The sequence below is a fragment of the Leptospira andrefontaineae genome, assembly GCF_004770105.1.
Classification (GTDB): Bacteria; Spirochaetota; Leptospiria; order Leptospirales; family Leptospiraceae; genus Leptospira_B; species Leptospira_B andrefontaineae.
The window spans coordinates 414,162-426,020 of record NZ_RQEY01000019.1 but is presented as its reverse complement, the minus strand read 5'-3'; the positions used below and the strand labels follow the sequence as shown (position 1 = coordinate 426,020).

Here is an 11,859-nt window from a genome sequence, read left to right as displayed (position 1 = left end):
CAGTCGTTTTCCAAATAAAAAAGGCTCCCGTGGGAGCCTTTTACTTAGAAAAATTTTAGAAAATGGATCAGTAGGTTTCCACGAATAATTGGTGGGCGCCTTCCAAATGATGCTTATATTCTTCGTAAGTTCCGGAGTTTCCGTCGATCTTTTGGATCTCTTCGATTACTCCTTTTTCCATTCCTTTTGGACCACCGCAGATATAGAAACGTCCGCCGGAAGAGAGAACTTTTTTCACTTCTGCTTCTAACATTCTAACTCTGTGGGAGATATACATTCTTCCGTTGTCGAAAGGATTGTTTTCTTCTCTGGAGATAGCAGTAACTAATTTGAAATTAGGGAACTTCTTCTCTAATCCTCTTAGATAATCCATCATTACTAGCTCATCAGAGTAAGGAGCTCCGTATACAAGAGTTACATTACCTGTGAAGTTGATAAGTTTATGTTCAAGAAGTTCTTCGCTCATTCCAACAAATGGAGCGATACCGGTTCCGGTTGCGAGGAACATGATGTCTCCGGAGAAATCGGCGTTTGGAAGAAGGAATTTTTTTCCGGAAGGTCCGGTCATCACTACTTCGTCACCTTCTTTCAGATCACAAACGTAGTTAGAGCAAACTCCTTTGAATTGGATGTTTCCATCTGCATCATAAACATTATCTCTTTTGATAATGAATTCGATTGTATCTTCTTTCATTCCGAAAGAGTAGCTAGGAGAAGCAATTGAATATAAACGAACTGTATAAGCAGCGTCTGCTAAACCTTTTGCTTTTTTCTCAGGATCTTCTCCAGGAGGGATGATACCACCGGATTGCCCTATCAGATAAGGATACTGGCTATGATCGATAGCTATAGTGATTCTATGAATTAAGGACTCGCCTTCTTTTTTAGGTCTTTTACCTTTTCCAGTTTCTGGAGTAAGAAGTACATTGCTGATAACCTTAGCTTTTAGCGGGTTTGATTTTTTGAATATATTGATTTGCGGCTCTCTAACGGGCTTCATAGGCGGGCTGGATCCTGATGTCGATTTCTAATGTATTACAGATTTTTTTCGGAAGCTAATTCGTCAAACGGGATATTTCTAAGGGAAGAAGGGTTATTCTTCCGTATTATGTCTTCTTTATCTTTATTCTTTAGATAAGTTCCTTTCTTGTATATTAGTTGGCCTATTCAAGTAATTCATTCCGAAATTTGGGATAGATCCGAATTCGATCTGCTGATAGGTTGGCAGATACTAAAAGACTAGAAAAGAGGGTCTTAATGGCTAGATATACATTGGAAGAACTGGCTTCCAAAATTTCCGGAGCAAAAATAGAAAATTGCGCGGACCCCAAAAAAGTTCAGGTGGAATCCGTTTCTCCGGTTAACCCCGGAGTTACGAACAGCATTAGTTTTCTCGCAAGTAAGAAGATGTTAAACGAGGCAAAGAAGACTGCCTCTAGTATTGTAATGACTACTTCTGAATTCGCAAAAGAATTAGAAGTACCTTGTCTGGTTGTAGATAAACCGGATCTGATCCTTGCTCAGGTTTTAGATCTGATCTATCCTCCTCATAAGTTTGAAAACAAAGTAGAAGCGAACGCATTCGTTCATCCTAAAGCAAAGATCGGTAAAAATTGTTATATAGGAAACTTTGCATCCGTTGCGGAAGATGCCGAGATCGGAGATAATGTTATCTTAGAGGACGGAGTTCGTATCGGAAGAGGAGCAAGTATCGGAGAAGGTTCCCATGTAGGACCGAATAACGTTATTCATCACGGAGTCATTATCGGGAAAAGATTTAGATCTTTCGGAAATTGTACTATCGGTGGAGATGGATTCAGATTCGTATTCGCAAACGGTAAACATAATAAGATCCCTCAAGTAGGGACTGTGATTGTGGGAGACGATGTGGAGATGGGTTCCAATAGCGCAATCGATAGAGGCGGTTTGGAAAACACGATCATTGGTGACGGATGTAAATTTGATAACCTAGTTCATATCGGTCATAACTGTGTATTAGGAAAAAATGTTGTAATTGCAGGTTATACTGGTGTTGCGGGTTCCACTACGATCGGAGACAATTGTACTATCGGAGGCGGGTGCGGTATTGCGGATCATCTTAGCATCGCAAGTGGGACCATCGTTGGTGGAGGGACTTCTGTTCGAAACACTCTTTCCAAGCCGGATATTTATGTAGGTTGGGATTACGGACTGACATTCCCGGAATTCCAAAAGCTTAGAGTGAATATCAAAAACGTGGTTAATTTTCAGAAATGGGCCAGAAGAATAAAGGCGATCGAATCCAAACTAGGCCTTAACACTGAGGACTAAGCTCTTCTAAACAAAGACGCTTCCTATATTCTTACATAGAATCGCCTAAAGCAGGGATTCTATATAAGGTTCCAAAATCTTCCCGAATTATGTCCAATAGGCTTGACATGGTTCGGAGAAGGTTCAATTCTTCGCCTTATCCCAATTCGGAGGCTAGCCTTGAATACCCGACCCAATACTGAGGTCTTGGACCATATTCCAAACTCCCAGATTTCCGGGCGGGACTTTCCTCAAATAAATAGATTAGGAAAGTTGTTGGATTCTTATGCGGATAATTTGCTGGAACCACAGTCCTCAAAAGTGGTGCTTATCAGCGAATTACGATATAACCGCTATTAAACAAAAAACAGATCTTTGATAAGACCCGAATTCTCGGGTCCTTCATTCCTTCTCATTTCCCTGTGGCAAAAACATTAAGATTCTTTAATTTTCTTATGGGTCTTCCCTAAGAAGAATAAACAAGCCAAAGACATTACACCGGACATAGACATCACAGTGATCATTGGATAAGCGCTTCCATCATGAAGAAGGCTGACTGCTGCTGTAGAAACTGCACCGAATACCATCTGCAATGCTCCCATCAAAGCGGATGCGCTTCCCGCGTTTTTGGAAAAAGGGGCCATTGCAAGTGCAGAAGCATTTGGAACGATCAGTCCGAAAGCGCTCACCAAGAAAAATATCAAAACAAGCATAGGAATAAACCCTAAACCTAAAACTTCAAAGATAATAAGCAAAGAGCATAGTATCAGATAAGAATATCCTACATACTTCACGATAGTTGCTGCTTCGAATTTTTTGAGAAGGATCCGATTGATCTGACTAGAAAGGATCAGACCGAATGCATTAAATCCAAAAAGATAACTGTACTCAGTTTGGGAGAGCCCATTCAAGACCATAAATACAAATGGAGAACCAGCTATATAAGCAAACATTACTGATGCAGAAAATCCGGAACTCAGGACATATGTTTTGAAGATTGGATTTGAAAATACTTCGATATACTCTTTGATCACGGGAGCGATCTTTAGAGAGATAGAAGAGTCCCCTCCTTTGGTATCTTGAAAAACCAATATTGATCCAAAAAGCATTAAGGCCGAAATACCTGTCAGAGTAAAAAAGATCCAGTTCCAACTTGCAAATTGAAGAAGAAGTCCTCCTACAGTAGGAGCAAGTATCGGTGCAATTCCCATTACCAAGATGATCTGAGAAAAAACTTTAGCGCCTTCATGGGGAGAGAAGACATCTCTTACAACTGCTCTTGGAATTACCATCCCGGCACAAGCTCCTAGAGATTGTAAAAAGCGGAAGAAAATTAATGCATTAACTGAATTTGAAAATCCGCAAGCCAAGGAACTTACTATGTATAGCGTAAGACCTACAAGTAAAGGGATCTTACGGCCGAAACGATCTACGATCGGTCCGTAAAATAACTGTCCGAAAGAAATTCCGAAAAAGAAACTAGTTAACGTTAGTTGCACATCAGAAATAGGAGTCCCAAGATCTTTTGCGATCTCATTCATACCTGGAAGGTACATGTCGATCGAGAAAGGTGCAATTGCAGTCAATGCCCCAAGTATTAGGATTAAAGTGCCGTTAGATTTGCCCACTCTCCTAGAATTGGAACCGAATACTAGAGGTCTATTCTTCTAATTCTTTTCTGAGGATTTTCTTATCGAACTTACCTACACTGGTTTTTGGAATTGCAGAAACCGACCGAATATCATCTAGCTTCGGTAATTGCCAGTGGGCAAAATTATCTTTGAGTCGATCATGTATCTTTTTCGGATCTACTTCCTTACCTTCTACAGGAACTACAAATATAACCGGTGCCTCGTCTCTGACAGGATCCTTTCTTCCTACAACGGCTGCTTCTAATACATCCGGATCTGCCATAACTAAGTTTTCCATATCAACAGAAGAGATCCATTCTCCTCTTGTTTTGATCAGATCCTTTTTGCGATCTGTGATCTGCATATAACCGTACTCATCTAAAACCACAACATCTCCTGTGCGAAACCAACCGTCGGAGGTAAAAGATTCGGAAGATTCTCCGCTTTTATATGAAGCAGCGATCCAAGGTCCTCGCACTAAAAGTTCTCCAGGAGTTTTTCCATCCTTCGGAACATCTTTGCCGTTATCATCAATCGCTCTGATCTCTACACCTGGAACAGGCACGCCTTGTTTTGCTCTATAGGAGTATCTTGTATTATCATCTAAATTTTTCATAAAACCGCGAAGGTGAGAAACGGTTCCAACGGGAGAAGTTTCTGTCATTCCCCAAGCATGAAGAATGGAGATCCCAAAATCTTTTTCGAAACCTTCTATCAAACCTCTCGGTGCAGCGGAACCGCCTACAACCATAGTGTGAAGTTTTAGATTATATTTTGTTTTCTTTAAGTGTTGGTAGAGAACGTTCCAAACTGTAGGAACTCCTGCAGTTAGAGTAACTTCTTCCGATTCCAATAGTTCGGCAAGTGCAGCGCCCAAAAGATGTTTTCCAGGAAATACTAACTTACATCCAGTCATTACGGAAGCGAAAGGAATTCCCCAAGAGTTAACATGGAACATCGGAACTACCGGAAGAACAGTTTCAGCTTCTCGAATGCATAATGCATCGCCCATACAGATGGACATCGAATGTAAATATGTGGATCTATGAGAATAAACAACTCCTTTCGGATTTCCAGTCGTTCCGGAAGTATAACAGATCCCTGCTGCCTCGAACTCATCGATAGGTTCGAAATTTTCTATATCATCCCCTGTTTTCAAAAAATCTTCGTATGAAATCGCATTCGGAAGATTTGGAAATGGGACATTTTCCTTATCGTCTATGATAATAAATTTTTGGACACCGTGGATCTGGCTTAAATTTTTTTCGATAGCAGGAGCTAAAGATTTATCTACAAATATAAATTTGTCCTTAGCTTCGTTGATGATATATATGAGTTGTTCCGGAAATAATCGAATATTGATCGTATGAAGAACAGCTCGAATACTCGGGATCGCAAAATATAATTCTAAGTGAACGGAATGATTTAAACAAAAAGTGGCAATTGCTTCGCCGGGTTTTACACCGGCCTTTCTTAAAGCGCTCATCAAACGGATCGTTCTTTTGTAAAATTCTCCATACGTCAATCTCTGAATGGAATTATCATGCCATTTGGTTACGATTTCCTTATGAGGATGAACCTCTTTTGCTCTTTTTAAAATGGAAGGCAGAACCAATGGATAATCCATCATCGTGGAACGCATAAACTTCTCCGCATAAATTGTCGGGCCAAGATTATTGCATTGAATTAGTTACGGTCAAGAAGAATCGAAAGAATTCTAAATTGTTTTATCTCAAAACAGATAAACAGAGTTAGTCGAGTATTTACTTACAATATCCGGCCATTGTAAATCCCAACTCATAGGCAGTAAAAATTTGGATATTGGCAGCCCAAGCAAGTTTAGAATCCGCATCGGTTAATCCGGAAGTGGCGATCGTGATCGGATTTAATATTTTTTGTGTGAATTCACAAGGAGAGATAGGAAGGCCCTGATCTCCTTTCATATATTTTCCAAGCGAGAAGAATAAAAAGTTCCTTACGATTTGTGATTTGCCCTGAACTGCGTTAGCAAATTTAAGATAAGAGTCCAAATTGGTTTCGAGTTCTTGTCTCACCTTTAGATCCAAAGGATTCTTTTTCAATTTTGCAGATGTTGTCTGAAATTTTTTCTCCAAGTCTAAGCGAAGTTTTTCCGCACAAAAAAAATCCGTTCCATCTTTGGCGCCTAAAGTCTCGTACTTGATCCTATAATATTCGAATTTTTCATCTTTGTTTAGGTGGAGATATTTTCCTTCTCCTGCTTCTGGTACATATACGATTTGGCCGGTTAGATAAGTTTCCCGAATATTATGTTCGGATATTTTGTACAAAGTATCCAACATAATTTGCTCGTTTTCGCTCGATGCGGATTTTTCAGAAGAAAGGAACTGCAGACAGGCCTTGCTGATATCCGGATGGTCTAGGTAAACCTGTTGCATTCTTTGAGCAGAACCAACACAGGAAATGAGTAAAATAGAACAAAGACTAATAGCCGTTTTCATTTAGATAGAAGATCTGAGATTGGAATGTGTAATCTATTCTTTTTTATTTTTAGAGTACGTCAATGGTCTACAGGTTTCAGTATAATTCTTGACAACTCTACATACCATACAGGGTATACGTTATGGAACTAGATGAAATAAGAAAACAACTTACTCATAGATTACATAGGATCAAAGGCCAGCTGGATGCTCTTGAAAAGAGTCTGCATGATAAGGATGAAGATTGTGAAAAAACCTTAATTTTACTAAAAGCTTCCAGCCAAGCTCTCAAAAAATTCGGAGAAGCTTATGTTCAAGAATATTTGGATAAATGTTTTTCAGAAAAGAAATCTTCCGCTTCGATCCAAAAGAACCTAAAAAAAGCGATCAAAGCCGCATTCTCTCTCTAATCTCACCTCTTAAGTAATTTTTCTAACTTTGGCGCTCAAAACAGATTTTGGGCTCCTAAATTTATTATAAGATTCGATTTTTGTTGACCAATTATATACCCCCATGGGTATGTGGATATTATATACCTAGGGGGGTATATAATATGGAGAATACAAACACTCAAAGCTGGTATTTGGAGAGAGTCTTATTCCTGATTGCGGGATCAGTCTCTTTGATCGGCTTAATCGTCGCGAACTTTTTCAGCCCATGGGGACTTCTTCTGAATCTTTTAGTTGGGATCAATATGATCCTATTCTCCGTGACAGGATTTTGCCCGATGGGTTTCGTTCTTACTCGATTGGGCGTCCCTAAAAAATGCGGATCTGATAGGTAAGTCCAATGAGATCCAAATCCGTTCTATCGCTTATACTGGGTGGGGTATTATTCACGATACCACTTCCGAACAATGCCGCAGATCCGAATATGGACTTTTTCTCGATCTGGGAAAAGGTGGTAGGAAATTCTCCTTCTTTACAAACGAAAAGTTTGGAAATAGAGGCGGCAAAATCCGCGAGCGCTAGAGCGGGTTTACATTGGTTTCCCAAATTATATACAGATGTTCGTACTTATCAAACGAACGATCCTATCTTAAATTTTACGGGAAAATTGGGACAAAGATCCGCAACTCAATCGGACTTTTCAACTTCGAGCAATCGATCTAATCTTTCCAATTTTTTAGATTCAAACAATCAACTTTATCAGAATATAAATCCGAATTCAGCTAATATATTTGCGAAAGATACCTTAAATCATCCGGGTAACAATGTATATTCTCGAGGAACTTTGGGCATGGAGTTTTCATTATATGAAGGTGGATCTGGCAAGGCGTTCAAGGAGATTAAAGATAAGGAACTTCACTCTTATATCCTGGAATCTGAATACTTTAGAAAAACTTTATATATCCAAACGGCGGTTGCATTCCGTTCTTCTTTAGTGTTTTCAGGTGCAGTTAAGGAAAGAGAGAAAATACTCCATCAACTGGATTTTTTCGTGAACTCATATAGATTAGATACTGTTGGGAATCCGATTGGTCATTCCGGTTCCCTTGCCTTAAGATCTGTTCAACTTAGAGTGTCTTCCGAGATAAAAGAAAAGGAACTATATCGAAAAGAAGCCATAGAATCGATCAGAATATTGTCGGGAGGTGCGCTAGAAAATTTACATCCTTCTGAAATTTCTTTCTCTCGTTTTTATGAAGAAGTTTTGCCTATGCCCTCTTCCGAGTCGGAAAGACGCACCGTAATTTCAAAAATTCTAGAATCTTATTCAAACATATCGAAACAAAAGGTTGCGATGGAAAATTCAAAGTTTCTGCCTAAGGTAGGAGTTTATGCGGAAGCATATGGATATAATGGAGATAGGAATTTTGCTAACTCTTACAACGCAGGAGTTTTCTTGCAGATGAATCTTCTGAATCCAACGGATTTGGGTTCTAAAAAAGAAGCGATGATCCAAGCGGATGTTGCGGAAACAAAAGCGAGGGAAACTAGATTAAAGGAAAATTCGGATTTTAAGATCCTATTAGAAAAAGAGAGAGTATTGTCTGAAAATAGAAAAGATTCGGAACAAGCTTACCGGATCCAGTATGAACAACTTCTTCTTTCTCAAACATTATTCAAGAGAGGAAATATTCCCGCTTCTAGTCTGGCAGAAAGTTTTTCTAGAACTTCGGACGCTTTGTCCAGGAAGGAGTTTATGGATCTAGAATATTTAAAAACGAGAGCTCAGCTTATCCTTTATTCAGAGGAAAATGATGATGGGAAATGATAAACAAGAACAAGCAGAAGGTTTTGCAGGAAAGCTCGCGGGAAAATTTATCCGTTCTAAGTTAACTCCGATCTTTGCGGTAGTAAGTATTTTTGCCGGAATACTTTCCGTATATTTAACTCCGAAGGAAGAAGAGCCTCAAATTTCCGTTCCTATGGTGGATATTTCCTTTTCTTCTCCTCAATACTCCGCGAAAGAAATGGAAAGAAAAATTACTGAACCGGTAGAAAGATCGGTATGGGGATTGGAAGGAGTGGAATATGTATATTCTGCAACTAGAGACCATCAGTCTTTGATTACAGTCCGCTTTAAAGTGGGTGAGCCTTTAGAACCGTCTTTAGTTAAGATACATCATAAAATCCTAGAGCTCAGAGACCAACTTCCTCCAAATACATCCGATCCTTCAGTGAATTCTTATACGATTGATGATGTTCCTTTTTTAGCTCTTACTTTTAGTTCAACAGAAGCGGATGATTATTCTCTTCGTAATTTGGTTTCTCCTTTAGCGAGAGAATTATCTTCTACCCCTGATCTTTCGAAAGTGGAGCTATTGGGAGGAAGAAAAAAATCAGTCCGTGTAATCGCAAATCCACAAAGAATGAAAGAATTCGGCGTGGATTTTATCCAACTAGCAGAAAGTTTACAGGCAAACTCTTCCGATTTCCCGGCAGGAAAAAATTGGGGAACTAAAAGTGTGTATGATATCGAGATCGGTTCTTCTATCAGAAACTCTGACGACCTAAGAAAGATCCCTATCAAACAAAGTTGGGGAAGAGTCGTTAAGTTAGGAGATATAGCACAAGTATATGAAGGACCTCAGGAAAGAACCAAACAGTCTTATTTCTTTCAAAAAGAAAATCCTGAACTCGGAGAGAATGCGGTAACTATCGTATTTTCTAAGAGAAAAGGAACGAACGTAGAGGAATTATCGAAAATCATCCGAGAACGTGCTGATGAATTTAGAAAAGACCTTCCGAGCGGGATAAAACTGAGCGTTATCCGGGATTACGGTAGAACGGCAGGAATAAAGTCCAAGGAACTGATAGAACATCTTCTCATCGCGACTATTTCAGTTTCTGCTTTGATCGCTTTATGGATGGGGATCCGCGCTTCCTTTGTGGTTTTCGTAGCAATCCCGGTTACATTGGCTCTTACATTAGCAATTTATTATTTTCTGGATTACACTTTAAACCGCGTAACATTGTTTGCACTTATTTTTTCGATAGGGATACTTGTGGACGATGCCATAGTTGTGGTTGAGAATATAGAAAGGCATCTTGCTTTCCCCGGGAATAAGGGAAAGATCAGATCTATCTTGGATGCAGTTTCAGAAGTGGGAAATCCTACAATCTTGGCGACCTTTACTGTAATTGCCGCAATATTGCCGATGGCATTCGTGCGTGGTTTAATGGGACCATATATGAAACCGATCCCTGTTGGGGCCAGCCTTGCGATGCTTCTTTCCCTTTTTGTGGCCTTCTCCGTCATTCCTTGGATCAGTTTAAAAATTTTGAAAGAACATACTGGGGGAACAAAGAAACAGAAAATTTCACGATTAGATACGATCTATCTTAAAATTGCGGGATGGCTTTTAGAATCCAGATCGAATCTGATAAAAATGATCCTTCTGATCATTGCGCTGTTTGCTATTTCTATTTCCTTGGTGGCATTCAAAGCGGTGAAAGTGAAGATGTTACCTTTTGATGATAAGGACGAATTTCAGATAACATTGGATTTTGATCCAAGAACCCCGCTTTCTAAAACTATAGAGTTAAGTAGCGAACTTGCAAAATCGATTCTTAAGCAAGAGTATGTGGAGAAGATACAGATCTTTGCGGGAGAGCCCGCGCCTTTCTCATTTTCTGGAATGGTAAAACATACATTTTTAAGAAGAGAAGAATGGAAATCCGATCTTCATATCGTTTTAAAAGATAAAAACTCTAGAAAGAAAAAGAGCCACGAGATCATTGAATCCATTCGTCCTATTTTAGAAAAATATAATAAGGAAAAATCCGTTCTCAGTAAGGTGCTGGAGATCCCACCGGGACCTCCGGTACTTTCTACTCTAGTGATAGAAATATACGGGCCGACCGAAAAAGAAAGAGTTCGAGTTGCTCAGGAGATACGTTCTATAACGGAAGCTCAAGAAGGAGTAGTGGATATAGATTCTAGTCTTTCTGAAATCAGACCGAAAATCAGATATCCCTTCAAATTTGATAAGGGGGGACTTGTTGGAATTCCTTCCTTCGTAATGGCAAAAAATGCAGGATTATTTTTTGGAGAAACTCCTGTTTTCATTCTATCCGAATCGGAACATTCGGAAGATATTTCAGTTGATTTGTCTGTTCCAAATGAATTTCGATCTTCATATTCTCCGTTTAATAGTTGGGATTTATCTTCTCAATTTTCCGGATCTGTTTCTCCAAAAAATTTAGTGGGAGAAGGCGAAAGAATTTCATCGAAAGTACTTCATCGTAAAAATTTAAAACCTTTGGAATACGTGACTGCAGAATTTTCAGGAAAGGAAGAAGCTCCCGTTTATGGAATTCTTTCTTTAACTCCTAAAATCAAATACCCTATCTTTACTTCCGAAGTACCTTGGAATACAAAACAACCGGTAATAAAATGGGATGGAGAGTGGTTCATAACATATGAGGTCTTTCGAGACTTGGGCGGAGCCTTTGCAGTTGTGATGATCTTGATCTATGTTTTGGTTCTTGGCTGGTTCCAAGATTATAAACTTCCGATCATCATTATGGCGCCGATCCCCATCTCTCTTATAGGGATCATTCCAGGGCATTTAGTTTCGGGAGCTTACTTTACTGCGACATCCATGATCGGTTTTATTGCAGGAGCTGGGATCATAGTTCGAAACTCGATCATCTTGGTAGATTTTATTCAGGCTGAGATCGAGGTAGGAAAGGATCTGAAAAGAGCCGTTTTGGATGCAGGAGTGGTTCGTTTTCGTCCAATGTTTTTGACTGCCGCTGCAGTGATTGTTGGATCTTCTGTAATGTTATTTGATCCGATTTTCCAAGGTCTGGCAGTGTCTTTGATTTTTGGAGAGATTGCTGCTACGGTGTTGAGCAGGTTTGTCGTTCCTGCGTTCTACTTTTGGTTTTCAGGAAGAAGAGATTGATTTTCTGTATTACTTGATTTTGCCGAAGAAGGGACTCGAACCCCCACGGTGTTACCCGCTGGTACCTGAAACCAGTGCGTCTACCAATTCCGCCACTTCGGCTAGTGGTTGGAGGGATTCTTTC

General features: G+C 39.6%; 9 protein-coding genes and 1 tRNA gene. 5 read left to right on the top strand and 5 right to left on the bottom strand.

The annotated features are described in order from the left end of the window. Positions 1 to 67: 67 nt before the first annotated feature. Complete coding sequence (locus EHO65_RS16000) at positions 68 to 1,000, bottom strand: ferredoxin reductase domain-containing protein (protein WP_135775553.1); 933 nt, start codon at positions 998 to 1,000, stop codon at positions 68 to 70. 257 nt (positions 1,001 to 1,257) lie between these two features. Between EHO65_RS16000 and lpxD the strand changes: the two genes are divergently transcribed. Next, positions 1,258 to 2,310, top strand: a complete 1,053-nt coding sequence (lpxD, locus tag EHO65_RS15995; RefSeq protein WP_135775552.1) for a UDP-3-O-(3-hydroxymyristoyl)glucosamine N-acyltransferase — start codon at positions 1,258 to 1,260, stop codon at positions 2,308 to 2,310. A gap of 413 nt (positions 2,311 to 2,723) precedes the next feature. Here lpxD and EHO65_RS15990 read toward each other — a convergent pair whose 3' ends face one another. From EHO65_RS15990 to EHO65_RS15980, 3 genes are all read right to left on the bottom strand, one after another. Continuing rightward, complete coding sequence (locus EHO65_RS15990) at positions 2,724 to 3,917, bottom strand: multidrug effflux MFS transporter (protein WP_279632293.1); 1,194 nt, start codon at positions 3,915 to 3,917, stop codon at positions 2,724 to 2,726. A gap of 31 nt (positions 3,918 to 3,948) precedes the next feature. Next, complete coding sequence (locus tag EHO65_RS15985; protein WP_135775551.1) at positions 3,949 to 5,562, bottom strand: long-chain fatty acid--CoA ligase; 1,614 nt, start codon at positions 5,560 to 5,562, stop codon at positions 3,949 to 3,951. Positions 5,563 to 5,683: 121 nt separating this feature from the next. Next, entirely contained in the window at positions 5,684 to 6,400 is a 717-nt protein-coding gene (locus tag EHO65_RS15980; RefSeq protein WP_244243553.1) for a hypothetical protein, read from the bottom strand. 122 nt (positions 6,401 to 6,522) lie between these two features. On the opposite strand from EHO65_RS15980, the gene EHO65_RS15975 reads away from it, so the two are divergent. From EHO65_RS15975 to EHO65_RS15960, 4 genes are all read left to right on the top strand, one after another. Further along, positions 6,523 to 6,789, top strand: a complete 267-nt coding sequence (locus tag EHO65_RS15975) for a metal-sensitive transcriptional regulator (protein ID WP_135775550.1) — start codon at positions 6,523 to 6,525, stop codon at positions 6,787 to 6,789. A gap of 143 nt (positions 6,790 to 6,932) precedes the next feature. Next, positions 6,933 to 7,163: a YgaP family membrane protein gene (locus EHO65_RS15970; protein ID WP_135775549.1), complete on the top strand. Its 231-nt coding sequence runs from the start codon at positions 6,933 to 6,935 to the stop codon at positions 7,161 to 7,163. Positions 7,164 to 7,168: 5 nt separating this feature from the next. Continuing rightward, positions 7,169 to 8,596, top strand: coding sequence for a TolC family protein (locus tag EHO65_RS15965; RefSeq protein WP_135775548.1), 1,428 nt, complete (start codon positions 7,169 to 7,171; stop codon positions 8,594 to 8,596). Beyond that, the gene (locus tag EHO65_RS15960) at positions 8,586 to 11,735 is read left to right on the top strand and encodes an efflux RND transporter permease subunit (RefSeq protein WP_135775700.1); all 3,150 of its coding nucleotides are present in this window, start codon (positions 8,586 to 8,588) and stop codon (positions 11,733 to 11,735) included. Before EHO65_RS15965 ends, EHO65_RS15960 begins: the two co-directional genes overlap by 11 nt. Before the next feature lie 20 nt (positions 11,736 to 11,755). Here the strand turns inward: EHO65_RS15960 and EHO65_RS15955 are convergent. Then, positions 11,756 to 11,837, bottom strand: a tRNA-Leu gene (locus tag EHO65_RS15955). Positions 11,838 to 11,859 lie beyond the last annotated feature (22 nt).

Coding starts and splice junctions, on each gene's coding strand:
- EHO65_RS16000 (WP_135775553.1), bottom strand. CDS start 1,000: ATGAAGCCCGTTAGAGAGCCGCAAATCAATATATTCAAAAAATCAAAC.
- lpxD (WP_135775552.1), top strand. CDS start 1,258: ATGGCTAGATATACATTGGAAGAACTGGCTTCCAAAATTTCCGGAGCA.
- EHO65_RS15985 (WP_135775551.1), bottom strand. CDS start 5,562: ATGCGTTCCACGATGATGGATTATCCATTGGTTCTGCCTTCCATTTTA.
- EHO65_RS15980 (WP_244243553.1), bottom strand. CDS start 6,400: ATGAAAACGGCTATTAGTCTTTGTTCTATTTTACTCATTTCCTGTGTT.
- EHO65_RS15975 (WP_135775550.1), top strand. CDS start 6,523: ATGGAACTAGATGAAATAAGAAAACAACTTACTCATAGATTACATAGG.
- EHO65_RS15970 (WP_135775549.1), top strand. CDS start 6,933: ATGGAGAATACAAACACTCAAAGCTGGTATTTGGAGAGAGTCTTATTC.
- EHO65_RS15965 (WP_135775548.1), top strand. CDS start 7,169: ATGAGATCCAAATCCGTTCTATCGCTTATACTGGGTGGGGTATTATTC.
- EHO65_RS15960 (WP_135775700.1), top strand. CDS start 8,586: ATGGGAAATGATAAACAAGAACAAGCAGAAGGTTTTGCAGGAAAGCTC.